Below are 21,470 nucleotides of genomic sequence, written 5' to 3'. Positions count from 1 at the left end.
CCGCGAATGGACTCCGAATATTGCGAATCGGAGCGCGCGAGCCGCACGGCAGTTGAGACGGGCCGGAGCGTCCGGCGCCTGCTCTGGCCGGCGAGTGAGGTGGCCGGTAGTGCTGGTCAGCGTTTCATGGGAGCTGATGGCCGCCCAGCCCAGGGGAGAGCTGGGGCTAGCCGTTCTTCTCCGCTGTCAACATCCGCTGGACGACCTCGCGCAGGCTGGCGGTCAGCAGGCTCAGGTCTTGGACGGGCCGGTGCGCATTGAGGGACTCGGCGTGCTCCAGAGCGCGGCGGACAACCTCGGGAGCGGTGGAGGGATCGCTCCCAGAGGCCTCGTAGAGTCTCGTGTTCTGTTCGGCGAGCGCCGCAAGGTCTGCCCGACGCGAGTCCAGTTGGTCGAGGAGTCGCGAGATCGCCGTGACCGTGTTGTAAGGCTGTTCATCCAGCATTTTCAGCTGGGCGATGAGCTGAGCGCCAGTCCAGAGCTCTTCGGCGAGAAGGTGGTCGACCTCGGCGAGGTCCACGATGCCGGCCACCGGCTGGGCCGACTTCCACACCGCGCAGCAGGCGTACCAGAAGTCGGGGAACTCGTAGCCGCGGCCGTCCTTCGGATCGGGGCGCTGCCCGAGAAGCCTGGCCCGGGTGACGGCGAGGTCCTTGGTGTAGAGGGCCTGGTCGCCGAGGCGCCCGACGGTGCTCTTGGGGCGCCACCCGCGAAGGATGCCGTGCCTTTCACGGGCGCGCCGCTCCCGTGGCACGTCGGGGGCGTAGACGACGACAGGGCAGCTCCCGCTCCAGGTGTAGGCGGTTGGCACGCTCAGGTCCTCTCGGTCGGGCAGGCGGGACTCAGCATACGAATCGGCCCTGACGCTCGTGGGTCCAGGGAAGGTGAATTCAGGGTTGCGAGCCCGGTGGGCTCGCAAACAGCCGTGACCAGAAGCCCTGTGACCTGCGGGTCACGGTAGCAAGCGCGCAAACTGTGCTGTCCGGTCACAGTCGGTCGCCCAAGGCGGCACGCTGCGGCGGGTGTTGGTGCCGGTGCCGACCCCGCCGGTCACAACTGCGCCCGCTTTATTCCGGTTTGAACGCGCTGTGTAGGCGAAACACCACGGAGTGATAGGAATATGGCCGGAATTCTCGTAGTGTGGCCGCCGTGACGCACGCGCACGATGGGGATTGATCATGCGCGCGCGCCGAGGCCGCGTCTTCACGGCGGCCGCCGCACCAGTTCGGGCAAGTGACTGCGGGGGGCCGCGGCCAGTTACACCGGTTACGGGCGTGCGCTGCTTCACGCGCCCCGTGATCGCCTTCGGCCAGGACGACTTGGGGGATGACGTGCAGCACACGACGAGGCGTTCGGCCGGCCGGATGTTTTCAGCCGCCACCGCGCTCCTGTGCACGGCCGGCCTGCTGACCGCCTGCAGCTCCGGACCGGACACCGCGGCCGCACCGCCGCCCGCGACGGCGAGCCCCGCCCCCACGACCACGAGCGCGGCCGCGTCGCCCACCATTGACCCGGCGGCCGACGCCAAGTCCCAGGTCCTCGCCGCCTACACGGGCATGTGGGCGGAGCAGGTGAAGGCGTTCGCCAAGGGCTCCACGGACGGCACCGACCTGGAGAGGTTCACCACCGACAAGGCGCTCGGCGACGTGCGGATCTCCGTCGTCAAATTCGGCGGCCTGGGGATCGTCTTCACCGGAGCGCCCGCGCACACCCCGCAGGTCGAGACGATCGACATCGCGGCCACGCCCAGGACCGCCACCGTCCGCGACTGCCTGGACGTCACCGCCTGGAAGCCCGTCGACAAGGCCAGCGGGCAGGAGAAGAAGGTCACCAACCGGCTGCGGTACGTCATCGTCTACAGCGCCCGCACCGTCGGGACGGACTGGAAGATGACCGACGTCACCCGCCACCAGGACCAGGCATGCTGAGCCGCAGACGCCAGGCGGCGGCGCTCGCCGCCGCCGGCCTCGCCCTGGCCTGCGCCCGGCCCGCGTGGGCCGACGGCGGCGTGACCGAGTGCGACACCATGATCTGCCTGGACGCCACCGACCTCGGAACCGCCACCAAGGCACCCGCCGGAGGCCAGGGGAAACCCGCAGACGGACCGGGGGGCGAGCCGGCGTGCAGCTGGCACGGCGTGCAGTGGCCGTGCGGCAACGCCGAACTCGGCTGGTTCAACAACGCGGACGGCTGCTACTGGCGCCAACTGGCCACCCAGCCGGCGGCCGGCGACCCGAGCTGGGCCGGACACCAGCCCGGCGACGGCGCGGTCTACTCGGTCGTCTGCCTCACCCCCGACGGAGGCATGTCCCCGTCGCCCGACCAGTGGCTGCAGAACCCCCCTCCCGGCTACGGCGGCGGCGTCGACCTCGCCGCGCTCGCCCAGCAGGCCGTCGACACGATGCAGCTGACGGGACCGCAGATCGGCATGGCCCCCGCGCCGGGCAGCACCGGCCTGGTGGGCATGCCCGTCTGGATGTGGACCGCAGTCTCGCCGACCGCCTGGGGCCCGAACACCAAGAGCGTCACCGCTGGCGCCGTCACCGTCACCGCCACCGCGCACGCCACACAGATCGCCTGGTCGATGGGCGACGGGCACACCGTCACCTGCACCGGCCCCGGGACGCCGTACGACCCCTCCTACGGCGCCCACCCCTCGCCCGACTGCGGCCACACCTACACCTCCACCTCGGCCCGGCAGGACAAGGGGAAGTTCCACGTCGGCGCCGTCACCACGTGGAGCGTGGACTGGACGGGCGCAGGGCGGCAGGGGCACCTGACGCTCACCCGCACCTCCGCCGCCGACGTGGCCGTCGCCGAGGCCCAGGCCGTCGTCAAGCCCTGAGCACCGAGGAAGCCCATGACCACCACCCGCGTTCCGCGCCCGCCGCAGGCCTCCGCACCGGCCGCACCGGCCGCGCCACCCGTCCGCCAGCTGCCGGTGCGCCGCCGCCGTCCGGCGATGATCGCCGCCTCGGTCGCGCTGATCGCCGTCGGATCGCTGGCCGGCGCCTACCTCTACGTCGCCACCGGACACCGCACGCCGGTCCTGGCGCTGGCGCACGACGTGCCGGCCGGGGCGGTGCTGGCCGTCGACGACCTCGTGGAGGCGAAGATCGCCACCGACCCGGCGCTCAAGCCCGTCCCGGCCCAGGACATCAAGGCCGTGGTCGGCAAGCGCGCGGTCTCCGGCCTGCCGGCCGGCAGCCTGCTGACCGAGAAGGCCATCACCTCCGACCCGCTGGTCGGCCCCGGCCAGCAGTTGGTCGCGGTCTCGCTGGAGCCCTCGCGCATCCCCGCCACGCCCCTGGCCCCCGGCCAGAAGCTGCAGCTGGTACAGGCCCCCCGGGACGGCGCCGGTGCCACGACCACACAGGCCCCGGCACCCGCCCTGACGGCGGTCGTCGTGCGGGTCGGCAAGCCCGCCAGCTCCGGCGAGACCGTCGTCGATGTCGCCGCTTCCACGGCCGACAGCGCGACCCTCGCCCGGTGGAGCGCCCGCGGCGAGGTCGCGCTCCTGGTCCTGCCCGCGGGAGGCTGACATGGCCGTGATCGCCCTCGCCGGAGCAAGCGGCGGCCCCGGCGTGACCACCAGCGCGCTGGCCCTGCTGCTCACCTGGCCTCTGCAGGCCGGGCGCAAGGTGCTGCTCGCCGAGTGCGACCCCGACGGCGGCTCCGTGGTCGCCGGCTACCTGGAGGGCCGTGTCCCCGGCCCGCACTCGCTCGCGAACCTCCAGGTCGCCGACCGCCTCGGCCGGCTGGAAGCGGGCCTGTGGGAACAGCTGATCAACCTGTCCGTGCCCGAGACGCAGGCCGACCGCCTGCTGCTGCCGGGCCTCAAGCACCCGGCACAGGCCGCGGGCCTGGCCCAGACCTGGCCGCATCTGGCCACCCTGTTCGGGGCGTGGCACCGCGGCGCGGGCTGCGACGTGCTGGTGGACCTCGGCCGCTGCGGCGCGGCCGGGGCGGCGTCCGCGCTGGCCGGCTCCGCGGACGTGGTCGCGGTGGTGGTGCGCGGCACGCTGCGCTCGGCCGTTGCGGCGCGCCCTCGGATCGAGGCCCTGCGGGAGCTGGCCGGCGGCCGGGGCGCGCACAACCTCGGCCTGCTGCTGATCGGCGAGGGGCCGTACGCCGAGCGGGACATCACGGCCCATCTGGGCCTGCCGGTACTGGCCCGGCTGCCGTTCGACCCGCCGGCGGCCCGGGTGCTGACCCACGGCGGCGAAGGCGGGAAGGCCTTCGCCCGCTCGGCCCTGATGCGCCAGGCCGCGGATGCCGGACGGCGCCTCCAACAGCTCGCCTGGTCACGCCAGGAGCAGCTGGCCGCCCCGCACGGCGCCGGGGAGGTGGTCTGAGATGACGGTACGCGGCAGGCCCCTGTACCCGGGCGTCTACGTGGCCGACCCCGCCACGGCGGCGCAGGCCTCCCCCGCGGCCGCGGATCCGGGGGCGGCGACGGTGTGGCCCTCGCCCGTGCCCACCCCGGCACCGGCCGCCGTGCCGGGCGGGCTGCGGCCCGGACCTGTCGTCCCGGCCGGGCACGGGCGCGCGGTGCGCTGGGAGTGGTCGACGGTGCGCGAGCTGCGCCGCGAGCTCGCCGACCGTCTCGCCCCGGAGTTCCAGGCTTACAAGGAGCGCCACGGCGGCGAGATGCCGGGCGAGGACGCCGAGCAGCTCGGCCGCTCCCTGATCAACACCCTGGTCGCCCGGTGGGCGGCGGACTACGCGACGGCCCGCCAGGTCTCCCCCACCCCGGCCGACGAGCGCTCCCTCGTCCAGGCCGTCTTCGACGCCCAGTTCCGCCTCGGCCGGCTCCAGCCCTACCTGGACGACCCGGAGCTGGAGAACCTGATGATCAACGGCTGCGACGACGTGTGGGCGGACTGGGCCGGCCGCCCGCGCCGCCGGGTCGACGCGGTCGCCGACAGCGACGAGGAGCTGGTGGAGTTCCTGCAGCTGCTGGCACGCCGTCACGGGCAGGGCGAGCGGTCGCTGTCGAACGCGCACCCACTGCTGGCCCTCGCCCTGGACGGCGGCTACCGGCTGCAGGCGATGACCCAGGTCACCCCGCGCCCCTATGTGACGATCCGCCGCCAGCGGGTGCGCGACATCACCCTGGACGCCCTGGTGGAGTCCGGCACCATCGACACCGCACTGCTGGCCCTGCTGCGCTCGGCGATGCGCGCGGGCAAGAACATCATGGTCTCCGGCACCCAGGGCGTCGGGAAGACGACGATGCTGATCGCCCTGGCCCGCGAGATCGACCCGGACGAGCGCCTGGGCACCTTCGAGACCGAGTCGGAGCTGTACCTGCACAAGGTCGGGCACCTGCGCCAGGTCGTGCCGATGGAGGCCCGCGAGGGCAACGGCGAACGCGGCGCGGACGGCCGGGAGATCGGACAGATCACCATCTCCGACCTGATCGCCCCATCGCTGCGCATGAACCTGCGCCGCATGATCGTCGGCGAGGTCCGCTCGGCGGAGATCGTGCCGATGCTGCAGGCCATGTCCGGCGGTGAGGGCGGGTCGCTGTGCACGATCCACGTCCGCAAACCGGACGCCGTGTTCGCCCGCATCGCGCAGCTGTGCCTGGAGCACGGCAGCGCCGGGATGACCCAGGAACTCGCATACCTGATGGCCGCCAACGCGCTCGACCTCGTCGTGCACATCCGCATGGTCGACGAGTCCGCGGCCGGCGGCGTCCGGCACCGCTTCGTCCAGCACGTCCTGGAGGTCACCGGAGTCGGCGAGCGCGGCGGCCACCCCGCCTACAACACCATCTTCGCGCCGCGCCGCGGCGAACCCCGGGCGGTGCCCACCGGGGTGCTGCCCGCGTGCCTGGACGAACTGGAGGCCGCCGGGTTCGACCCCGCGTGGCTGTCCACGCCCGGCGCGTGGACCAAGCCGCTCACCACCCGACGGACGGTGATCTGATGGGCGTCCTGATCGCCGCCTTCGCCGGGACGTGCCTGCTCCTGGGCGCCGCCGCCCTGGCCGCGGGCCTGCGCGGCACCACCGCCCCGCCCCGCCCCCGGCGCACCCGCACCACCCGACCGCCCAAGGCCCGGCGCCGCCTGCAGATCCAGACCGGCGCCGCCGCCGGCGCCTTCGTCCTGGTGTGGCTGGCCACCGGCTGGCTGCCCTCCGCCCTCGTCATCACCGCCGCCGTGTTCTTCCTGCCCTGGCTGCTCACCCCGAACAAGACCGCCACCGAGCGGATCGAGCGCCTGGACGCCCTCGCCCAGTGGACCAAACGCCTCGGCGACCTGGTACGGGTGGGCATCGGCATCGAGGAGGCGATCGCAGCCTCCCTGCGCACCACCCCGGCGCCGATCGCCCGCGAGGTCGCCGACCTGACGGCCCGCCTGCAGGCCCGCTGGGACCCGAAGGACGCACTGCGCGCGTTCGCCCGCGAGCTCGCCGACCCGCGCGCCGACCTGGTCGCCACCGCCCTCGCGCTGCGCATCAAGGACCGCGGCCCGGGCCTCGCACAGGTGCTGTCCGACCTCGGCTCACGCACCGCCGACGTGGTGCGCCGCCGACGCGACGTCGAAGCCGACCGCGCCAAGTCCCGCACCACCGCCCGCTGGATCTGCTGCATCACCGTCACGGTCATCACCGCCTTCTCGTTCAACCGCGACTACCTCGCCCCCTACAACACCGCCCCGGGGATGATCGTCCTACTACTCCTGCTCGGCGCCGTCGTCGGCCTGTTCGCGTGGATGCACCGGCTCGGCAGCACCCGGCCGCAGCCCGGCTTCCTCCAGGACGGCGAGCACACCGCCGGCGCCTCACCCCGCACGCCCCGGCCCCGGACGGTGACCCGGTGAGCCCCTACGCCCTACTCGCCGGCGCGATCCTCGGCGCCGGCCTGGCCCTGCTGCTGCGCGAACTCATCCCGGCCCCGCCCGACCTGGGCGCCGTCCTGGAACGCATCGACGCCGCCCCCGCCCGACGCGAACCCGACGCACCCGCCGAGGCCGCACCGTGGTGGGAGCGGGCCGGCACCGCGGCCGCCGACCGCTTCGCCACCGTGCTGCGCCTGCCGCTGCGCGACCTCGACCTCACCGGCCAGAGCCCCGGCAACTTCGTCGCCGCCAAGACCGCGATGGCCGCCGGCGGACTGCTGCTGCCGTCCCTGCTGACCGCCATCCTCGTCCTCGGCGGCTGGGACCTCGGCCTCACCGTCCCCGCGCTCACCGGCCCCGCCATCGCGGCCGCCGCCTGGTTCGTCCCCGACCTCGCGCTGCGCGACAAGGCCAAGCGGGCCCGGGAGGAGGCCACCACCGCGGTCGTCGCCTACATGGAGCTCGTCGCGATGGAACGCGCCTCCGACGCCGGCGCCGCCGACGCCCTGGAGCGCCCCGCCGACGTCGCCGACGGCTGGGTGTTCCGGCGCATCCAGCAGGCCCTGCTGCGCGCCCGCCTCGACCGGGAACCGCCGTGGGAGGGGCTGCGCGCCTTCGGCCGCGACACCGGCGTCACCGCCGCCGAGGACATCGCCGACATCGTCAGCATCTCCGGCCGCGACGGCGCCGCCATCTACGAGACCCTGCGCGCCCGCTCCGAGAGCCTCGCCGGCGAGCTCGCCGCCGCCGAACAGGCCCGCGCCAACGCCGCCACCGAAAGCATGGCCGTGCCCGTGACCCTGCTGTCCATGGTCCTGCTCGCCTACTTCGCCTTCCCCGCGCTGATCCGCATCTTCCTCATGTAACCGGCCTCCCGAAGGGAACCCCCGACCGATGCACCGCCTGCACCACAGCGCCCTGCGCGCCTCCGTCTGGACCGCCACCACCGCACGGCGCCTGCGCGAACGCCTCGACGCGGCCCGCGCCGAACCCGACCGCGGCGACGTCAACATCCCCACCGTCATGTGGATCGTCGCCGGCGTCGTCTTCGCCGTCGCCGCAGTCGCCGCGTTCAAGGCGCTGGCCGACAAGCACCTGCTGGACCTGAAGGGCCTGTAGGGACGGTGATACTCCTGACGCCCGTCCACGCCCTCGCCCGGCGGGTGCGCCGCCGCGCCCTCCAGAGCAGCGGCGACGCGGGCGACGCCAGCCTCCAGATGGTGATCTGCTTCCCCGTCGCCCTCTTCCTGCTCCTCATGGTCGTCGAGGGCTGCAACGTCTACCTGGCCAAAGAGGCCGCGCAGACCGCCGCCCGCGAAGGCGTCGCCAGCGCCCGCGGCTACGGCGCCGGCCCCGACGCCGGCGTCCAGCGCGCCACCACGGTCCTGGCCCGCATGCACGGCACCCTCACCCACGCCGCCGCCAGCCGCGACGGCTCCACCCCGGACCAGGTCCGCATCACCGTCCGCGGCCAGGCGCCGTCCCTGCTCGGACTGGACATCGCCGTCACCGAGCAGGCCAGCGGCCCGGTCGAGAAGTGGACGACACCGTGACCGGCCCGACGACACGCCCACCGCGCCGCCGGCCGCGCGCCGCAGCCTGGAGGAACACGGGCAAGGGGAGCACGGACGAGGGGAGCGCGGCGATCGAGTTCACCCTCTGGGTACCGGTGGCCCTCCTAATCCTGGGCATCGCCCTGGCCGGCGGACGCATCATCATGGCCGGCAACGCCGTCGACGCCGCCGCGGCCGACGCCGCCCGCGAGGCCTCCCTGGCCCGCAACGCCCCCGACGCCAACGCCCGCGCCCAGGCCGCCGCCCAGCAGACCCTCGGCGACCACCACCTGCACTGCGCCTCCGTCGACGTGCGGCTCGACACCTCCGGCTTCTCCGCCCCCGTCGGCCAGTACGGCGCCGTCACCGCCACCGTGCACTGCCGCCTCAGCCTGTCCGACCTCGGCATCCCGGCCAGCGGCGGCAAGGACATGCGCGCCACCTTCACCTCCGTCATCGACCGATGGAGGGCCCGCTGATGCCCCGCACACCACGCACCCGACACGCCGACCGCCGGGGGGACGAGGGCAGCATCACCCTGTGGTGGGTCATCACCCTGGCCGGCACCCTGATCATGATCGGGCTCGTCGTCGACCTCGGCGGCAAACTGCGCGCCATCGAGTACGCCGACTCCCTGGCCGCCGAGGCCGCCCGCGCCGGCGCCCAGGCCGTCGACCCCGCCAAGGCCGTCCCCGGCCAGGGCATCGTCATCGACCCCACCCGGGCCGCCGCCGCCGCGAACGACTACCTCACCCGCGCCGACGCCGGCGTCAGCGGCACCGCCACCCCCAGCCCCGACGGCACCAGCCTCGACGTCCACGTCACCGTCCGGCACAAGACCCTCTTCCTCCAGGCGCTCGGCGTCGACGCCCTCCAGGCCGACGGCCACGCCAGCGCCACCCTCCTGCACGGCGTCACCGCACCAGAAGGCTGACCGATGACCACCGCCCTGCGCCGCCTGGCCGCCGTCCTGCGCGCCCTCACCGCCCTGCTGGTCCTGATCGCCCTGCTGGCCGCACTGCCCGCCCTGCTGTGGCTGTTCACCACCACCCTCCTACCCCACGGCGTCAGCCCCGCCGAGATCGGCGCCCTGCTGACCCAGCGCCAGAACGTGGGCACGCCCCTGCTCGCCGTGCTCCTCGCGGCCGGCTGGCTCTCCTGGGCCGCCTTCGCCGGGTGCGTGCTGCTGGAGGTCCCCCGCCAGATCACCGGCCGACCCTCCGTGCGGCTGCCCGCCCTCGGCGGCCCCCAGCGCATCGCCGCCTTCCTCGTCGGCGCCATCCTGGTGGCCCTTCCGGCCGGCAACGCGCTCGCCTCCCCCACCCCCGCGAACGCCGCCACCGCCCGCCCCCTCGTCGCCGCCACCGCCCCCCAGACCCCCACCTCCGGCCCGGCCACCGCCGTACCCGCCCCGGCCACCGACGCCGCGGCCCCGCACGGCCCCTCCTACACCGTCCGGGAACGCGACAGCCTGTGGAGCATCGCCGAGCACCAGCTCGGCGACGGCACCCACTGGCGGGAGATCGCCGATCTCAACACCGGCCGCACCATGGCCGACGGAAGCGCGTTCAACCCGGACGTCATCCAGCCCGGCTGGACCCTGGCGCTGCCCGAAAACGCCGCCCCCACCCCCACACCCGCCCCCACCACTGGCTCCCCCGCCGGCTCCGTCCCGGCGGCGGCCGGGACAGGCACCACCGGAACCGTCGCCGCCCAGGACACCGACTGGCCGACCCACACCGTGCAGGACGCCTCCGAGACGCCGTGGGACCTGGCGGTCCGCTACCTGGGCGACGGGCAGCGCTGGCCGGACATCGCCGCCCTCAACCCCGTGCTCGCGAACACCCCGCCCGGCCACGCCCTCCCGCAGGGCACCGTCCTCAAGCTCCCCGCCGACGCCCGCCCGTCCGGCCCCACCGCCTCCGCGCCGACCACCAACCCCAGCGCCGACCCGGGCCAAACCACCGCCAACACCGGCACCGACACCCCCGGCGCCGACGACGCCCGGCCCGCCCACGTGACCGTCCAGGCAGGCGACAGCCTGTGGACCATCGCCGAGCACAACCTCGGCGACGGCACCCAGTGGCCCGCCCTCTTCGACGCCAACAAGGACAAACCCCAGCCCGACGGTGGCCGCTTCACCGACCCCGACCTCGTCTACCCCGGCCAGGAACTCGACCTGCCCCCGGCCGCGCCGCCCGCGAGCACCGGCCAGCCCGCTACCCCGACGACCGCGCGGCCCGACAGCCCGGCCCCCGACGCCACCCACCAGCAGGACACCCCTCCGATGCCGGCCGCGCCCGCACCCTCACCCGCGCCCTCCACATCCGTCCCCGCGCCCGCCGCACCGGCCCCGACCGTCCCCGCCGCACCGGCAACCGACACCCCCGTCCAGGCCACCGCCGCGCACGCACCGAACCGCCAGCAACACCCCCTCGCCCCCGCCGCCGCGTTCGCCGGCGCCGGAGCACTGGCCGCCGCCTTCATCACCACCCTCGCCCTGCGCCGCCGCCTGCAGCAGCGCCGGCTGCGCCCCGGCCGCCACATCCCCCTGCCCACCGGCCGCGCCGCCGCCACCGAGCAGTCCCTGCGCGCCGCCCAGCGCCCCGGCGGATTCGACCTGCTCGACCGCACGCTGCGCACCCTCGCGCTGAACCTCGCCGCCGAGGGCCGTGAGCTGCCCGCCCTCGACGCGGTCGTCCTGTCCGAGTCCCGTGTCGACCTCCACCTGGCCGACGCCCCCGCCGCCGGGCTGCCGGCGGCGCCGTTCACCGCCGCGGCCGACCGGTTGTGGACCTGCCCCGCCACCAGCACCGGCATCGCCGACGACGAGCGCCTCGCCGCAGCCGACGCCCCCTACCCGGCGCTGGTGTCGATCGGCCACGACACCCGGGACAGGCTCGTCCTCGTCGACCTGGAGCACATCGGCATCCTCCACCTGGCCGGCGACCAGGACAGCGCCCGCCACGTCCTCCAGGCCGTCGCCGTCGAAATCGCCACCTCCCCGCTGCCCGCACACCTGGAGGTCGAGGTCCTCGACGGTGCCGTCCCCGGCCTGGAGAACGCCGTCCCGGACCGCGTCCGCCGCGCCGCCGACCCGGCACGGGCCGTCGAGAGCCTGCTCGCCCACGCCACCGGCCAGCACCACGCCCTGGCCGCCGCCGGCGCCGAGTCCCTGCGGGCCGCCCGGCTGAGCGAGGCCTCCGACTCCTGGGCCCCGCGGATCCTCCTGGCCGCCGGCCTCCCGGAAGGCGACGACACCGGCCGGCTACTCACCGCTCTGGACCAGCGCCCCCGCACCGCCGCCGCGATCGTCACCGCCTCCGCCCCGCCCGTCCTGCCCGCGCCGGGCTGCGGCTGGACGCTGGAGTGCCCGTCCGACGGGTCCGCGGTCGTCCTGCCCGGCTCCGGAATCCCCGTCGTCCTCCAGGGCCTGGCCGACGAACACCTCGCCGACGCCGTCGACATCCTCGTTCTCGCGGCCAGCCCCGCCGACGCCCCCGCGCCCGACTGGATCACCGGCACCCCCGGCACCGACCAGCAGCCGCCAAGCGTCCAGGGCCCCGACGCCGCCGAGGACGGTCTGCCCGCCGAGTACGCCGAGTTGGAGGACGAACTCGCCGACACCGAGAAGGCCCCGGCCCCCCGGCCCGCCGAGCCCTTCCAAGCCCCGGTACCCCGGCCTCACACGCCCACCCCGCCGCCCCCGGCGTCCGTACCGGCCGCCGGCCCGACCCTCGCCGACGTCCTCGCCGGCCAGGACGACATCCCGGCCCCCGCGACCGTCCCCGCCCCCGTCGCGGCCGCGGTCCGGCGCCCCCTGCCCACGCCCGCACCCGAGAAGGCCCCCGACGGCCCGTCCGTCCTGGTCCTCGGCCCCGTCGCCATCGAAGGCGCCGCCGGCCAGGTCGACTCCAACCGCCGCCGCACCGCCACCGAACTCATCGCCTACCTGGCGCTGAACCCCGGCGTCGACCACCACTCCCTCGACGCCGCCCTGTGGCCCGGACAGATCGTCAGCAAGCAGGTCCGCAACGCCGCCATCTCACGGGCACGCTCCTGGCTCGGCTCCGCCCCCGACGCCGCCCTCCACCTGCCGCGCGTCCAGGACACCGACGACAACCGCTACCGCCTCGCCGACACCGTCGACTGCGACTGGACCCGCTTCCTCCACCACACCCGCACCGGCCTGGCCGACACCGGCGAAGACGGCGACCTCGCCCTGCGCCGCGCCCTCGCCCTCGTCCGCGGCCGGCCCTTCACCGGAACCGACCCCACCCGCTACACCTGGGCCGAACCCGCCATCCAGACCATGGTCTCCACCATCACCCACGCCGCCCACGAGCTCTCCACCCGCCGCCTCGACGCCCACGACGTCCCCGGCGCACTCTGGGCCGCCAAGCAGGGCCTCCTCGCCGGCGAAGAGAACGAGACCCTCCACCGCTGCCTCTTCCGCGCCCACCACGCCGCCGGCGACACCGACGCCCTGCGCACCGCCGCCGCCACCCTCTCCCGAATCAACAACCGCCTCGGCGACCTCGACATGGAAGGCGAAACCGCCGCCCTCCTCCACGAACTCCTCCCCCGCCCCCTCGCCACCCGCTGACCACGAGACACCGAGACACCGAGACATGCCCATCCCGCTCCCCGCCGCCACCGCCGCAGGCCTCCTCACCGGCGCCCTGCTCGTCCGCCCCCTCGCCTTCCACTACACCGCCCCCACCGGCCACCCCCTCCCCCGCCGCACCTGCCCCACCTGCGACCACCCCCTGACCGCCACCCGCCCCCACCACCTCTACGCCATCAGCCTCACCCGACGCTGCCCCCACTGCGCCAACCGCATCGGACCACCCCCACTGCTCCCCGAGGCCCTGGCCGGGCTCGGCGTTGCCGCCGTCCTCACAACCGGGACCGAAGTGTGGGTGACGACCGCCCAGCTCTGGCTGACGGTCATCGGCGCGGTGCTGGTCATCACCGACGCCTCCGTACGACGCCTCCCCGACCACCTCACCGCGGCAGCGGCCACCGGAGTCGCACTGCTCCTCACAGCCGCCACCGCCAACGCCACCACCGGCTCCCTGCTGCGCGCGGCCGAAGCAGCCGCCGTGGTCGGCGCCGCCTTCTTCATTTCCCTTATCGCCGGAGGGCTCAGCATGGGCGACCTGAAACTCGCCCCAGCACTGGCCGCCGTCCTCGGCTGGCACAGCTGGACCGCCCTGTTCTGGGGCCTGACAGCGGGCTTCACACTCGGCGCCGCCCACGCCGCCGTCCTCCTGGCGACCGACAGATCCGCGACACGGGGCCGGATCGCCTTCGGGCCCGCACTGATCGTCGGCGCCCTGGCCGTCTCCACCACCATGTCCTGAGTCAGTGATCGTTCGAATCGGGACAGCACCCCGGGACAGGGCCTCCGGCCGAGGCGGCTCCCGCCACCCTGGACCCGGCACGGCCACCGCCGTGCCCTGTCACCGGGAGGGCCCATTGCCGTGCCACACCTCCGGGTTGACGCACCGGTGGTCGGGATACCACCGCCAGGTGCACCCCTCCGGCGACTGCCCGCCGTCGTCCGGCCGGATGCTGTCGAGTTCGGCCCGGACCGTCTCCAGGTACGCGGTCGCCGTCACCGCTGTCCGTCCCCGGCGCCGTCGAGGTCGACGGCCTGCATCGGCGGAGTGCGGTCCGGGCGCCGGCGCCAGGCCAGCAGCGCGAATAGCGCGCAGAAGACGACGATTCCGCTCCCGGCCGCCCACATCGCGGACCCGGTCAGGTGCAGGCCGTGGCTCAGCACCACCAGCCCGGCGTAGGCGGTGGACACGAAGAACCCGACGGCACCGATCGTCTCCGGCATTCCGCGCGGGGGCTGCCGCCGGTCGGCCTCGGTGTGCACCGACTTGCCAGGCCCGCCGCGTTCGGCGGGCACCACGGGGTGTTCCAAGGGGACCTCCCACCGGCCGGAGCCGATCTCACGTCATGTCACAGGATTTGAGCGTTCAGTGATTACCGGTAAGGGCGGCATATCGGCAATCACCGACAGTCACAGGGGAGTTGGCGGCGGTCGCCCGCCACCCGATTCGAGCGGTGGTCAGAGCGTGAGGCTCAGGTGTGCGAACCCCGGCGGGATCGTCCCAGGACCGTCGTCGGTCAGCAGGTAGACCAGTTCGTCCGGGTTGTCGGGGCCGTAGCCGAGGGCGTCCAGCCAGGCCGCGACGTCGGGCCGCTCCAGCAGGCCCGGGTACTCGGGGCAGTCGGGGTCGGCGAGTTCGCGGCCAAGGACCGTGTCGCCGGGCGCGGCCGACACCAGGTGGATCGTGGGCATGGTCAGCTCCAGGGGTTGTTGCCGAACGGGACACCCACCAGGGCTGATGAAGAGTGCCATCCTATCGCCGGCGCGGGCGGAACTGGGGGGCTCAGCCGCCACGCTCGGCGGTGCAACACGGCTACCACGGCGCCCGCTGGACGGGCGCGCGACGACCGCGCCGCCTCCCGGACGGGCGGGGCATCCCGAGCCCCGAAAAGATCTTGGTCGGAAAGTGGCGCGATCATGAGACCGGTGGCGTTACCCCTGTGAAGCACGCCCGCCGTGCTGCCTCCGGTGCCCTTCGACCGGAGGGCACCCCTGTTCGCCCTCCCCAGTTGGGGGTCAGGGGCTCCACCAGAAGGGAGAGAGCCGTGACAGACACGACTCCCTCTCCGACCTCCGTTGGGTTCGCCGAACCCGACGGGGCGGCCTTTATCCGTTTTGTCGAGACCGCGAGGACGTCGCTGTACGCCTGCGCGGTGAGGGTGACCGGTAACAAGCACCTCGCCAGCGACATTCTTCAGGAAGCGTTGGTCGAGTGCTTCAAGCGCTGGCCGACTCTCCGCGCGGAGTGTCCGGACGACAACGGGCTCATCCAGAGCCCGTACGTCTTCGAGATCATTCGCAACAAGTACCGGGATTATCTCCGGAGCTTGGGGCGGCGTGAGACCCGTAATGAAAAGTGGGTCTCGCAGACGCTGCCGCTGGTCGTCCAGGTACTTCCGGACAGTGAATGCATTTTCAATCAGACGGCCCGAGAGCTTTGGGCCGCCGTGGGAGAACTCGACCCGACACAGCAGCTCCTGATTCAGCTGGTCTACGTGGAGGAGAAGTCCATCACGCAGTCCGCCAAAGAAATCGGGATGCCGCCTACCACTGCCCGGCGCCGCCACAAGGAGGCACTGGAGCAGCTTCGCCTGCTGATTGGCAGCGGAGAATAACCAAATAAGTTGAGGGAGGCTGGAATGGGCGTTGAGAAACGTATCCTTCTGGCCGCCGAGCCTCTAAAAAAGGCCGTCGAAGAATTCGATGGCGCTGAATTCAGCATGCGGCTCTATGCCAGGCTGGGAATAGTGCCGGAGGAGACGGGCCAGGGTGTGGAGGCTAACCACCGCAAGGTGGCCAGCCTCCACACCCGGGGGCACGGGGACCAGGGGCAACACGGAAAGTAGTACCTACCTGGCCGTAGAAGTGAAGTAGAGCGAGGTAAGCACATCGGCGGGTGAGCCCCAACGCGGGGCGGCTTCATCGAAAAGAAGGATCGGACGAGCAGGGACCACTGGGGGAATCTGTTCATCGCGGCCTCACGACAGGAAAAGAAGGACTGAAATATGACCCACCGAAATTTGCACCGAGCATGCGAGGGACAAAGGTAACAGTGTCTGACCGCATTCCCTGTCGGGGGATGGGAGAGCGGTAAAGGCGGAACGGGGCCCCCGCGCTACGGCGCGGGGGCCCTTTCCGTGTTCTGTGGCGCGAAATCGCGGGCGGTGACGTGTAATGGGTGAGCGGAGAAGCGAGGGAAAGGCCCACGCCATGTTCTGCTCACAAGGGAGAAGAGCATGGCCACCACCACGAGCACCAAGACGACCGAGACGACCAAGACGACCGAGACCACGAAGACCACCGGATCCAAGAGCAGCGGCGGTGCCTTCCGCAAGTGGATCGACCCGACGACATTTCGGGGCGCGGTGGTCGCCGCGCTTATCGGAGCCGCGATTTTCGCCGGGGTGGTCGCGCTCATCTAATGGAGCTACGCGGATGCGATCGTGGGCGTTCCGGTGGGTACCGCCACGGTCTCCGTCGGAACGCTCATGCCGCCGTCCGCGTCGGGCAGCCACAGGTCCGCGCGGCGCTCTCGTCCGGCGGAGCCCCGGATGGCCGCCGTCAACGCCCTGTTCACCACCTACTGGAACGCCAGCACCAGCCCGAACAAGAACATCCAGGCCAGCGCCATGGCCCTGGCCTACTACATCGACCTCTCCAGCGCGATCCGCCGCACCGACTTCGCCCTCACCGCCACCCACCCCGACGACCGACCCCTGACCCGCATCGTCATCGACAACCGCCCCGCCCAGACCACCTGAACGACACCCCCCGATCAACAGGGGCCTGCCATCCGGCGTCGACCGCCAGGCCGAGGATGTCCTCGCCCCGTCGCCGACGACATCGGGATCACCACCGAGGAGATGCTGGCTTGCCGCCGCTACGCGATCAGCGGCGACGTCTGGGCGATGGACGGCTGGTAGAACCGCAGGTCAGAGGGTGCGGCTTATAGATTCGCGCCCGTCCCGGAGGGCCTCGGACGGGGGGCGATTTATGAAACCGCCGCAGGTCAGCGCCCGCCGGTGATGGCCCGTGAGTGTGCGTCCCGGGTCCGGCGGGCGCCTGGCCGCAGGCTACCGGGACGCGGTCGGCGGGCCGGGGATTCGTACCCGCCGCAGGATGGTCGCGTTACCCGTGGTGGTAACGCTCAAATCTGGCGGTCCGGGTCGGAGAAGGTGAGGCCACCGGGGGCGAGCGGACGCCGGGCCGGAGCAGATACGGGCGCGGTCTCGCCGGGCGGCTGGCGGAAGTCGGCGCCGTGCTCGACCGGCAGCCGGCGCACGCCGGACTGGGCAGGCACGGGAGCGTCGGTGGCGGGCTCGGAGAAGGCGGGCAGCGAGAGGCTGCGGCGGGCAGTCATGATCACCAGTGTCGCAGCCCGGGCAGGCACGGGTGGGCCGAACCGCTATCACCGGTGGTAGCGCTCTGGCCCCGGCCATCAGGGCCAACCGATCTCGCCCGCCCTCGGGTGGGGTGACCACGAGGACGGCTACGCCTCCGTCTACGGCCGCGGGCCTTCGGTAGCCGAATGCACGAGCCTGAGGCGCGGACGCGGTAGGGGCGCTACTTCCCTCGGGGCCGGCTCCGCAAGCGCGTGCAGCGTCACCCGACCAAGCGGTCGCACTGCCACAAGACGGCCATCGGCGACGAGCGCGGCAAGAGCCTTCTTCACAGTGGTCGGGGACGTGCCGAGCGCCTCGGCCATGCGCAGGTTCGTCATGAACAGCGGATCTCCACCAGGCACTCGTGCCTTGTAGAGGTCCAGCACTGCTGCGGAGATCTCGCTGGCGTTGCGGGGAGTCCTTGCTCTGTCAGGCCGGTCAGGGTCCGGCTCGTAAGCCTCGACCGCGCTGGTGATCAACGCGAGGGGGTCCTCGCTGCGGAAGTCGAACCATTCTCCGTGGATCCGCTGACGGGCGAAGCAGACGTGCAGGTGCTTCTCCAATCGCGGGCCCCCGGGGAAAGTCGCCAGGAGGCGGAGCTCGACGGGCGATCCGGCCTGGAGGCTCGCGAGCCGACCGGCCGGATCGATGCTTCGCCCGATCTTCACCGGCCGAGCGGCAGGCGACCCCACCACGTAGACGGAGTCACTGGTCGCTTGTACCGGCTTGTCCACCCCAACTTCGTTCACGGCACGGCACGTTACCGAGCGCCACTGACAGTAGCGCTCTCAGCTCGAGCACCGCACGCCTTACTCCTGGTCGGGGACGGCCTTGATGGTGCGTCGGCGTCGGGCGTCCACGTTGCCGACCTTCCGGGGGCCTTCGGCGCGGGCATCGAGGGTGATCTCGGGGGCCTCCAGCGCTTCGCCCACCAGGCGACGGATCTCGGGGTTGGAGGCGAAGAAGAAGCGGGGGTTGACGCGGTAACTTCCCGGGTCCGGGTGCTCGACCAACTGGAGCGCTTCCAGCCGAGCCAGGGCCTCGTACGCGGTGGAGGTCGAGGTGCCGCAGTCGTGGGCGATCTCCTCGACGTCGGCCGTGATCGGGGCGAACACGGCGCCGTGGCTGGTGAGCCATTCCAGGACGCTGCGCTGGCTGGCGGACAGGTTCAGCGTGTAGACGGGCGGCATGCCGAGGCTGTCCGGGTCGAAGTCACCGTGGTGGCTGTGGGTGGCGGCGCTCATCGGGTGCCTCCGTTCGTCGTGCGGCGCGGTCCGGGCGTCTTGGCGGCCGCTTTCTCGGCGGCCTTCTTCGCGGCAGTGATCGCCTTGGCGTCCGGTGTGATCGGCGGCGGATCCAACCTACGGCACGCCTGTACCTGGGCGTCGCCAGAGCCTTCCCAGAAGCGCCGCGGGTTCAGCTGGTAGGTCTGGCTACGGGGGCTGGTCTTGAGCAGGATGTTCAGCTTCACCAGGCGGGCGAGCGCCGTCTTCGCGGTCGTCTCCGTAGCCAGGATCGCCCCCGCAACGGCGGCGGCGGTCACCTTCACGGCCGCGCCGGCCCCACCGTTCGAGCGCACCCAGTCGATCGTCGCCCACTCCGCCCCGGACAGCGCCAGCGAGTACAGCGGCGCGTCGTCGGTGTAGGCGTTGAGGGTGTAGGAGCCGTCCATGGTGTGCGGCGTCCGGGGCTTCGGCGCAGGCAGCACCGTCCCCGTATCCAGGTTCACCAGGGCGATGTTGCCCCTGCGAGCCATGTTGCTCCTCACCGTGCCGTCGTTGTCCGAGAACCGGTCCAACGACCGGTGCGCCACCAGGTTTCTAAGGTCTGCTTTTTCAGACGTTAGCTCCGAAAAACCAGACCTTAGCGGCAAGAACCTACAGCAAGAGGCCCGAAAAACGCAGGCGCCTGGCAGCGTGTCGAGCCACTGCCTCCTCACTGCCCCCTGCCGTAACGTCTGGTTTTCTGGCTACAACGTCTGGAAAACCAGACGTTAGTGAGGGGAAAACCGCAGGTCAGGGCATATGTCCCTTCTTAGGTAGTAAAGGCAGGTGGTCACGCAAGCCTTCACCCCGATGGCGCCCTGACTCTGCCAGCACCCTGACCAGTGCCCAGCACCCGTACCCTGCTGCTCACCGTGGGCCCGGCGACTGGGCGCAGTTCACAGCATGGTCCCGGCCAGCTCTTCCAGGTGGTGAGGGTGAGCAACAAGGTCTTCGTCAGGTGGCCAGTAGCGTCGGCAACCGCTCGGAGGGCGTGCAGGCCGTGGTACCCGGTGCAGCTTGGTTCGGTAGGCGGCCCAACCGGCTACTGGCATCGACCCACCGTCTCCGGGGGCAACTGCCCAGTGCCGGACCGGCCACGGTCCGGCCGGTGCGGCGACGGGCCGACGGCGGGGCCGGCCACGGCCCTGACGGCGGACCCGCGCCGCAGGGCAGGCGGCAGGGGCTGGTCCAGCGCAGCCCTTGGCGCTGGCCACGGGTGCGGGGGCGGAGCACGCCGCGCCTGGCCAGGCCCGGATCCGACGGTCCGCGATGGTGACTCGGTTGCCGCCCGTACCCGGTAGTCCGGCAGGGCAGGTGGCGCACCGGGTACGGGGTGGGGAAGAGAGAAGGGGAGGGCGTGCTCGGCGGCGTCGGAGACGAAGAGGTGCAGCGGGGCCGACTGTTCGGGCTGGGTCACCGGTCGCCGCCGCCGGCGCGGAGCCGGGCGAAGGCGTCGGCGGCACCGGTCCACTGCTGGCCGCCGATCGGCGCGGCGAGGGAGGCCATGGCCTCGGTGCTGGTCTGCAAGTCCAGGCGGTGGCGGTAGGTGGCGATGGCCTCGGCGACGGCAGCCAGGTCGCCGATCGAGGAGGAGCCGAGGGCGGTGGCCAGGTCCCGCTCGAACAGGTCGCGGTCGCCGGGCAGGCCGTAGCGGGACAGCGCGGTGCGCAGCGCGTGCAGGGTCGCCGGCTGGGGCGCGGCCGCGTCCTGGTGGTCGGGCTGGGTGGTCACCTGGTCCTCCTCGGTGGTGGCGGCCGCCGTGATCGCGGGCCGCAGGTTCGGCGGTAGCGGTCGGCGGGCGTGCGGTGGAGCAGTCCTGGTCACGCGGCACCGGTGAGGGGCATCGGCTGGCGGGTCGGGCGCAGCGGGACGGCGCCGGCGCGGAGTGCTTTGTCGTGGCGGGCGCGGCGTTCGGCGAGGGCCTGGCTGCTGGTGGCGGCCGCGGTGCGGGCGGCGGCGTTCTCCTGGTCGGCCTTCTCGATGGTCGGTTGACCGCTGACAGACATCCCGGGGGAACGCAAGGCTGGGACCCGCCCGGTTCGTGCGTGCGCCGCTTTCTGTCATCCGGCCGCCACTCAGCTCGAACTCCAGCGCCGCTGGTACACAGCCGAGGCCGACTGGGACGCCGACCCGACCGAGGAGAAGCGGGCCGCATTCGCCACGGTCGGCGCCGAGCTGCACGCACGGACGAAGGCGCGGACGACTTCCAGCTGCGGGCGGCGTTTGCCGGATGCTGCCCGGGACAGCGTCGCTACGGAGACGCTCGGAGACGTCTCGGCGGCCATCTGGGCGTAGGTCTTCCCGCTGCGCGCGCACAAAGCGTTCAGGTACTCGGCAAGATGCCCGGCGACCGCGCCAGCAGCAACTGCCCTCTTGGGCCTTCCCACGACGGAACCTTCCGAAGGTGTCCCCGAACCCCCAATTCCTGCTCTCAGCTGGGCGGGCGTTCTAAGGCGACCAGCCCGACCACCTGCTCCTCGACGACCTGGCGTCGGCGACCCGTCCCGGCGCTGCCGCCGCGGGTCGCCGACGAAGACGACTGCCTGCTCGTACCGCTGGCCGAACCGAGCTCCAGGTCCCCGACGTGCCCGGGGGCCGGCGGCCAGTGGGCGGCGGCGTCGGGGCCGACGATCGTGGGCCAGTGGTCGGCAGCCGAGACGAGTGGGCTGGGCGGGGAGGCTTCGGTTCGTGCGGGCGGCGCGCAGGGCGGTGAGGGCCAGGTCCACGCACTCCCGGATCACGGTGCGGATGGAGCGCACGGCAGCGTCTGGCGGACCGCCTCCGCAGCCTCGGCCCGC

The 21,470-nt window shown here is 72.8% G+C and carries 27 protein-coding genes; 17 read left to right on the top strand and 10 right to left on the bottom strand.

Annotated elements, in window-relative coordinates:
• Positions 1–166 precede the first annotated feature (166 nt).
• The gene (locus ACIOJE_RS27605; RefSeq protein ID WP_280685915.1) at positions 167–811 is read right to left on the bottom strand and encodes a hypothetical protein; all 645 of its coding nucleotides are present in this window, start codon (positions 809–811) and stop codon (positions 167–169) included.
• Positions 812–1,364: 553 nt separating this feature from the next.
• On the opposite strand from ACIOJE_RS27605, the gene ACIOJE_RS27600 reads away from it, so the two are divergent.
• From ACIOJE_RS27600 to ACIOJE_RS27540, 13 genes are read left to right on the top strand one after another with little or no spacing between them, the layout of a single operon-like run.
• Positions 1,365–1,928, top strand: coding sequence for a hypothetical protein (locus ACIOJE_RS27600; RefSeq protein ID WP_400779654.1), 564 nt, complete (start codon positions 1,365–1,367; stop codon positions 1,926–1,928).
• The gene (locus tag ACIOJE_RS27595) at positions 1,922–2,845 is read left to right on the top strand and encodes an ATP/GTP-binding protein (RefSeq protein ID WP_400779652.1); all 924 of its coding nucleotides are present in this window, start codon (positions 1,922–1,924) and stop codon (positions 2,843–2,845) included. The genes ACIOJE_RS27600 and ACIOJE_RS27595 overlap by 7 nt, the downstream gene beginning before the upstream one ends.
• A gap of 15 nt (positions 2,846–2,860) precedes the next feature.
• Positions 2,861–3,541: an SAF domain-containing protein gene (locus tag ACIOJE_RS27590; RefSeq protein ID WP_400779650.1), complete on the top strand. Its 681-nt coding sequence runs from the start codon at positions 2,861–2,863 to the stop codon at positions 3,539–3,541.
• 1 nt (position 3,542) lies between these two features.
• Positions 3,543–4,355 carry a hypothetical protein gene (locus ACIOJE_RS27585; RefSeq protein ID WP_400779648.1) on the top strand — a complete coding sequence of 271 codons (813 nt, stop codon included), beginning with the start codon at positions 3,543–3,545 and terminating at the stop codon, positions 4,353–4,355.
• Position 4,356: 1 nt separating this feature from the next.
• The gene (locus ACIOJE_RS27580; protein WP_400779646.1) at positions 4,357–5,934 is read left to right on the top strand and encodes a CpaF family protein; all 1,578 of its coding nucleotides are present in this window, start codon (positions 4,357–4,359) and stop codon (positions 5,932–5,934) included.
• Positions 5,934–6,830, top strand: coding sequence for a type II secretion system F family protein (locus ACIOJE_RS27575; protein WP_400779644.1), 897 nt, complete (start codon positions 5,934–5,936; stop codon positions 6,828–6,830). Before ACIOJE_RS27580 ends, ACIOJE_RS27575 begins: the two co-directional genes overlap by 1 nt.
• Positions 6,827–7,714, top strand: coding sequence for a hypothetical protein (locus ACIOJE_RS27570; protein WP_400779642.1), 888 nt, complete (start codon positions 6,827–6,829; stop codon positions 7,712–7,714). The genes ACIOJE_RS27575 and ACIOJE_RS27570 overlap by 4 nt, the downstream gene beginning before the upstream one ends.
• Before the next feature lie 28 nt (positions 7,715–7,742).
• Positions 7,743–7,967, top strand: a complete 225-nt coding sequence (locus ACIOJE_RS27565; RefSeq protein ID WP_400779640.1) for a hypothetical protein — start codon at positions 7,743–7,745, stop codon at positions 7,965–7,967.
• A gap of 5 nt (positions 7,968–7,972) precedes the next feature.
• Positions 7,973–8,401 (top strand): TadE family protein, encoded by a 429-nt coding sequence (locus tag ACIOJE_RS27560; protein ID WP_400779638.1) that lies wholly within the window; start codon positions 7,973–7,975, stop codon positions 8,399–8,401.
• On the top strand, positions 8,386–8,880 hold the full coding sequence (locus ACIOJE_RS27555) for a TadE family protein (protein WP_400779636.1): 495 nt from the start codon (positions 8,386–8,388) through the stop codon (positions 8,878–8,880). The genes ACIOJE_RS27560 and ACIOJE_RS27555 overlap by 16 nt, the downstream gene beginning before the upstream one ends.
• Positions 8,880–9,335 (top strand): pilus assembly protein TadG-related protein, encoded by a 456-nt coding sequence (locus tag ACIOJE_RS27550; RefSeq protein WP_400779634.1) that lies wholly within the window; start codon positions 8,880–8,882, stop codon positions 9,333–9,335. Before ACIOJE_RS27555 ends, ACIOJE_RS27550 begins: the two co-directional genes overlap by 1 nt.
• Positions 9,336–9,338: 3 nt before the next feature.
• Positions 9,339–13,007 (top strand): LysM peptidoglycan-binding domain-containing protein, encoded by a 3,669-nt coding sequence (locus ACIOJE_RS27545; protein ID WP_400779632.1) that lies wholly within the window; start codon positions 9,339–9,341, stop codon positions 13,005–13,007.
• Positions 13,008–13,032: 25 nt separating this feature from the next.
• A complete protein-coding gene (locus ACIOJE_RS27540; RefSeq protein ID WP_400779630.1) occupies positions 13,033–13,767 on the top strand; it encodes a prepilin peptidase in 735 nt (244 codons plus the stop codon).
• Between the two features lie 99 nt (positions 13,768–13,866).
• Here ACIOJE_RS27540 and ACIOJE_RS27535 read toward each other — a convergent pair whose 3' ends face one another.
• The 3 genes from ACIOJE_RS27535 to ACIOJE_RS27525 form a co-directional block, all read right to left on the bottom strand.
• Positions 13,867–14,025, bottom strand: a complete 159-nt coding sequence (locus ACIOJE_RS27535; protein ID WP_400779628.1) for a hypothetical protein — start codon at positions 14,023–14,025, stop codon at positions 13,867–13,869.
• Positions 14,022–14,336, bottom strand: coding sequence for a hypothetical protein (locus tag ACIOJE_RS27530; protein ID WP_400779626.1), 315 nt, complete (start codon positions 14,334–14,336; stop codon positions 14,022–14,024). Before ACIOJE_RS27530 ends, ACIOJE_RS27535 begins: the two co-directional genes overlap by 4 nt.
• Positions 14,337–14,483: 147 nt before the next feature.
• Entirely contained in the window at positions 14,484–14,717 is a 234-nt protein-coding gene (locus ACIOJE_RS27525; protein ID WP_400779624.1) for a hypothetical protein, read from the bottom strand.
• Between the two features lie 353 nt (positions 14,718–15,070).
• On the opposite strand from ACIOJE_RS27525, the gene ACIOJE_RS27520 reads away from it, so the two are divergent.
• The 4 genes from ACIOJE_RS27520 to ACIOJE_RS27505 all read left to right on the top strand — a co-directional run bounded on the left by ACIOJE_RS27520 (position 15,071) and on the right by ACIOJE_RS27505 (position 16,786).
• The gene (locus ACIOJE_RS27520; RefSeq protein ID WP_400779622.1) at positions 15,071–15,640 is read left to right on the top strand and encodes an RNA polymerase sigma factor; all 570 of its coding nucleotides are present in this window, start codon (positions 15,071–15,073) and stop codon (positions 15,638–15,640) included.
• Positions 15,641–15,664: 24 nt separating this feature from the next.
• Positions 15,665–15,871 carry a hypothetical protein gene (locus ACIOJE_RS27515; protein WP_400779620.1) on the top strand — a complete coding sequence of 69 codons (207 nt, stop codon included), beginning with the start codon at positions 15,665–15,667 and terminating at the stop codon, positions 15,869–15,871.
• 390 nt (positions 15,872–16,261) lie between these two features.
• A complete protein-coding gene (locus ACIOJE_RS27510) occupies positions 16,262–16,447 on the top strand; it encodes a hypothetical protein (RefSeq protein WP_400779618.1) in 186 nt (61 codons plus the stop codon).
• 129 nt (positions 16,448–16,576) lie between these two features.
• Positions 16,577–16,786, top strand: a complete 210-nt coding sequence (locus ACIOJE_RS27505; protein ID WP_400779616.1) for a hypothetical protein — start codon at positions 16,577–16,579, stop codon at positions 16,784–16,786.
• Between the two features lie 386 nt (positions 16,787–17,172).
• Here ACIOJE_RS27505 and ACIOJE_RS27500 read toward each other — a convergent pair whose 3' ends face one another.
• From ACIOJE_RS27500 to ACIOJE_RS27475, 6 genes are all read right to left on the bottom strand, one after another.
• Entirely contained in the window at positions 17,173–17,385 is a 213-nt protein-coding gene (locus ACIOJE_RS27500; RefSeq protein WP_400779614.1) for a hypothetical protein, read from the bottom strand.
• A gap of 141 nt (positions 17,386–17,526) precedes the next feature.
• Entirely contained in the window at positions 17,527–18,156 is a 630-nt protein-coding gene (locus tag ACIOJE_RS27495) for a GIY-YIG nuclease family protein (RefSeq protein ID WP_400779612.1), read from the bottom strand.
• Between the two features lie 60 nt (positions 18,157–18,216).
• Positions 18,217–18,651 carry a MarR family transcriptional regulator gene (locus tag ACIOJE_RS27490; RefSeq protein ID WP_355675980.1) on the bottom strand — a complete coding sequence of 145 codons (435 nt, stop codon included), beginning with the start codon at positions 18,649–18,651 and terminating at the stop codon, positions 18,217–18,219.
• Positions 18,648–19,163 (bottom strand): MarR family transcriptional regulator, encoded by a 516-nt coding sequence (locus ACIOJE_RS27485; protein WP_363614254.1) that lies wholly within the window; start codon positions 19,161–19,163, stop codon positions 18,648–18,650. The genes ACIOJE_RS27490 and ACIOJE_RS27485 overlap by 4 nt, the downstream gene beginning before the upstream one ends.
• A 922-nt stretch (positions 19,164–20,085) precedes the next feature.
• A complete protein-coding gene (locus tag ACIOJE_RS27480; RefSeq protein ID WP_400779610.1) occupies positions 20,086–20,496 on the bottom strand; it encodes a hypothetical protein in 411 nt (136 codons plus the stop codon).
• Entirely contained in the window at positions 20,493–20,678 is a 186-nt protein-coding gene (locus tag ACIOJE_RS27475; RefSeq protein WP_400779608.1) for a hypothetical protein, read from the bottom strand. Before ACIOJE_RS27475 ends, ACIOJE_RS27480 begins: the two co-directional genes overlap by 4 nt.
• Between the last annotated feature and the right edge of the window lie 792 nt (positions 20,679–21,470).

Origin of the sequence: Kitasatospora sp. NPDC087861 (assembly GCF_044742585.1) — a bacterium.
Classification (GTDB): Bacteria; Actinomycetota; Actinomycetes; order Streptomycetales; family Streptomycetaceae; genus Kitasatospora.
This window is presented reverse-complemented; position numbering and strand designations above follow the sequence as displayed.

Bases quoted from the DNA above. Each gene is read 5' to 3' on its own strand.
- ACIOJE_RS27600 (WP_400779654.1), top strand. From the start codon at position 1,365: ATGTTTTCAGCCGCCACCGCGCTCCTGTGCACGGCCGGCCTGCTGACC.
- ACIOJE_RS27595 (WP_400779652.1), top strand. From the start codon at position 1,922: ATGCTGAGCCGCAGACGCCAGGCGGCGGCGCTCGCCGCCGCCGGCCTC.
- ACIOJE_RS27590 (WP_400779650.1), top strand. From the start codon at position 2,861: ATGACCACCACCCGCGTTCCGCGCCCGCCGCAGGCCTCCGCACCGGCC.
- ACIOJE_RS27585 (WP_400779648.1), top strand. From the start codon at position 3,543: ATGGCCGTGATCGCCCTCGCCGGAGCAAGCGGCGGCCCCGGCGTGACC.
- ACIOJE_RS27580 (WP_400779646.1), top strand. From the start codon at position 4,357: ATGACGGTACGCGGCAGGCCCCTGTACCCGGGCGTCTACGTGGCCGAC.
- ACIOJE_RS27575 (WP_400779644.1), top strand. From the start codon at position 5,934: ATGGGCGTCCTGATCGCCGCCTTCGCCGGGACGTGCCTGCTCCTGGGC.
- ACIOJE_RS27565 (WP_400779640.1), top strand. From the start codon at position 7,743: ATGCACCGCCTGCACCACAGCGCCCTGCGCGCCTCCGTCTGGACCGCC.
- ACIOJE_RS27550 (WP_400779634.1), top strand. From the start codon at position 8,880: ATGCCCCGCACACCACGCACCCGACACGCCGACCGCCGGGGGGACGAG.
- ACIOJE_RS27545 (WP_400779632.1), top strand. From the start codon at position 9,339: ATGACCACCGCCCTGCGCCGCCTGGCCGCCGTCCTGCGCGCCCTCACC.
- ACIOJE_RS27540 (WP_400779630.1), top strand. From the start codon at position 13,033: ATGCCCATCCCGCTCCCCGCCGCCACCGCCGCAGGCCTCCTCACCGGC.
- ACIOJE_RS27525 (WP_400779624.1), bottom strand. From the start codon at position 14,717: ATGCCCACGATCCACCTGGTGTCGGCCGCGCCCGGCGACACGGTCCTT.
- ACIOJE_RS27515 (WP_400779620.1), top strand. From the start codon at position 15,665: ATGGGCGTTGAGAAACGTATCCTTCTGGCCGCCGAGCCTCTAAAAAAG.
- ACIOJE_RS27510 (WP_400779618.1), top strand. From the start codon at position 16,262: ATGGCCACCACCACGAGCACCAAGACGACCGAGACGACCAAGACGACC.
- ACIOJE_RS27505 (WP_400779616.1), top strand. From the start codon at position 16,577: ATGGCCGCCGTCAACGCCCTGTTCACCACCTACTGGAACGCCAGCACC.
- ACIOJE_RS27500 (WP_400779614.1), bottom strand. From the start codon at position 17,385: ATGACTGCCCGCCGCAGCCTCTCGCTGCCCGCCTTCTCCGAGCCCGCC.
- ACIOJE_RS27490 (WP_355675980.1), bottom strand. From the start codon at position 18,651: ATGAGCGCCGCCACCCACAGCCACCACGGTGACTTCGACCCGGACAGC.
- ACIOJE_RS27485 (WP_363614254.1), bottom strand. From the start codon at position 19,163: ATGGCTCGCAGGGGCAACATCGCCCTGGTGAACCTGGATACGGGGACG.
- ACIOJE_RS27475 (WP_400779608.1), bottom strand. From the start codon at position 20,678: ATGTCTGTCAGCGGTCAACCGACCATCGAGAAGGCCGACCAGGAGAAC.